The organism is Novosphingobium sp. TK46 (assembly GCF_055361525.1).
Genome location: NZ_CM143963.1, coordinates 1 through 2,500 on the forward strand (window position 1 = coordinate 1; position 2,500 = coordinate 2,500).

Sequence of the window (2,500 nt, forward strand, 5' to 3'; positions counted from 1 at the left end):
GAGTTCGCTCACTGTGACGTAGAGGGCTGTCGCTTAGCGCGAGCCGCTAGCTAGGAGCCAATCCGGATAGACGCGTCGGATTTATGAACGGCCTTGATGGAGGGTGCCGATCGCCCCCGATGGCTTCGACGGCTTAGAGCCCGGGGGTTGTCACTGATGTCGCGGATCTGGTGTTCTGGGCTGTAAACGACAACGCCGCCCTGAGGGGCGGCGCGTGGAGTTTTAGAACGGTGGTTGCGGGGGTAGGATTTGAACCTACGACCTTCAGGTTATGAGCCTGACGAGCTACCGGGCTGCTCCACCCCGCGTCACCGTGTGGGCTGAGTGGTCAGCCCGGAAGCAGTTGTTTGTCGGTCCATCCCGACGATGTCGGTCTGGACGGCGGGCTGCTCCACCCCGCGTCACCGTGTGGGCTGAGTGGTCAGCCCGGAAGCAGTTGTTTGTCGGCCCATCCCGACGATGTCGGTCTGGACGGCGGGCTGCTCACCCCCGCGTCACCGTGTGGGCTGAATGTTTCAGCCCAAGGTTGGGTGTCTTGATCCGACGCGAACAGGGCCTCGCCAGGATATCTGGAGCGGCCCTGTTTTGCGGGCGGTGACGCCCTTGTCATGTGAATGGGTTTTTATCCGATACGAAGCGCGCCGGCTTCAATGCCTGGCGACGTCCTACTCTTCCAACGCTTGAGCGGTAGTACCATTGGCGCTGTCAGGTTTCACGGCCGAGTTCGAGATGGGATCGGGTGGGTCACTGACGCTATGGTCACCAAGCAATGGAGCTGGCGCGTTTCGTATGGGTTTTTAATCGATGGCCCGTGCTGGATTAGATGATGTGTCTGGCTGGTTTATCGTCCGTACCGATGACGGTTTGCGCTGCTGTCAGGCAGGGCTGTCATTGATGGTGCGAATTTCCACAAGCATGAACAGAGTGATTAGGACCGGTTAGCTCCATGCGTTACCGCACTTCTACACCCGGCCTATCAACGTGATGGTCTATCACGACTCGATGATACCTAATCTCGAGGGAGGCTTCCCGCTTAGATGCTTTCAGCGGTTATCCCGTCCATGCATAGCTACCCTGCTGCGCTCCTGGCGGAACGACAGGTACACCAGAGGCATGTTCATCCCGGTCCTCTCGTACTAGGGACAACTCCTCTCAAGTATCGACGCCCACGGCAGATAGGGACCAAACTGTCTCGCGACGTTCTGAACCCAGCTCACGTACCACTTTAATTGGCGAACAGCCAAACCCTTGGGACCTGCTCCAGCCCCAGGATGTGATGAGCCGACATCGAGGTGCCAAACGATTCCGTCGATATGAGCTCTTGGGAATCATCAGCCTGTTATCCCCGGCGTACCTTTTATCCGTTGAGCGATGGCCCTTCCACGAGGGACCACCGGATCACTATGACCGACTTTCGTCTCTGCTCGACTCGTCAGTCTCGCAGTCAGGCAGGCTTATGCCATTGCACTCTTGCAGACGGTTTCCAACCGTCCTGAGCCTACCATCGCGCGCCTCCGTTACTCTTTAGGAGGCGACCGCCCCAGTCAAACTACCCGCCACAGAGGGTCCCTGTACCGGCTTACGGTACGAGGTTAGACATCAGAAACAAACAGGGTGGTATTTCACCTATGGCTCCACGTTAGCTGGCGCCGACGCTTCAAAGCCTCCCACCTATGCTACACAATTTCTTCCTAATGCCACTCTGAAGCTGCAGTAAAGGTGCACGGGGTCTTTCCGTCTAACCGCGGGTACTCCGCATCTTCACGGAGAATTCAATTTCGCTGAGCATATCCTGGAGACAGTGGGGAAGTCGTTACGCCATTCGTGCAGGTCGGAACTTACCCGACAAGGAATTTCGCTACCTTAGGACCGTTATAGTTACGGCCGCCGTTTACTCGGGCTTCAATTCGGAGCTTGCACTCCTCCTCTTAACCTTCGAGCACCGGGCAGGCGTCAGACCCTATACGTCGTCTTGAAGCCGACTTAGCAGAGTCCTGTGTTTTTGCTAAACAGTCGCTACCCCCTGGCCTGTGCCCCCTCCACACCGGTTGCCCGGTGAGAGGGCCTCCTTCTTCCGAAGGTACGGAGGCAATTTGCCGAGTTCCTTCAGGATACTTCTCTCAAACGCCTTGGTATACTCTACCTGACCACCTGTGTCGGTTTCGGGTACGGTCTATACGGTGGGGCTATTTCCTGGAACCATTTCGAAGCCTGACCAATCCAATAAGGCCAGACAACACACATGATCCGTCACACACCACCAGGCCCACGAATATTAACGTGGTTCCCATCGACTACCCCCTTCGGGCTCGTCTTAGGGGCCGGCTCACCCTGCTCAGATTAGCTTTAAGCAGGAACCCTTGGTCTTTCGGCGAGAGGGTGTCTCACCCTCTTTATCGCTACTCATGTCAGCATTCGCACTTCCGATACGTCCACGGTCGGTTACCCTCCCGCTTCATCCGCTTACGGAACGCTCCGCTACCGCGTGATCGTAAACGAT

General features: G+C 56.9%; 1 tRNA gene and 2 rRNA genes (1 of these 3 cut by a window edge). All 3 read right to left on the bottom strand.

The features are described 5' to 3' along the window. Window positions 1-231 precede the first annotated feature (231 nt). A tRNA-Met gene (locus tag ACXJ1Z_RS00005) sits at window positions 232-308 on the bottom strand. 344 nt (window positions 309-652) lie between these two features. Further along, window positions 653-767, bottom strand: a 5S ribosomal RNA gene (gene rrf / locus ACXJ1Z_RS00010). Window positions 768-908: 141 nt separating this feature from the next. Continuing rightward, a 23S ribosomal RNA gene (locus tag ACXJ1Z_RS00015) occupies window positions 909-2,500 on the bottom strand (it continues 1,208 nt past the right edge of the window).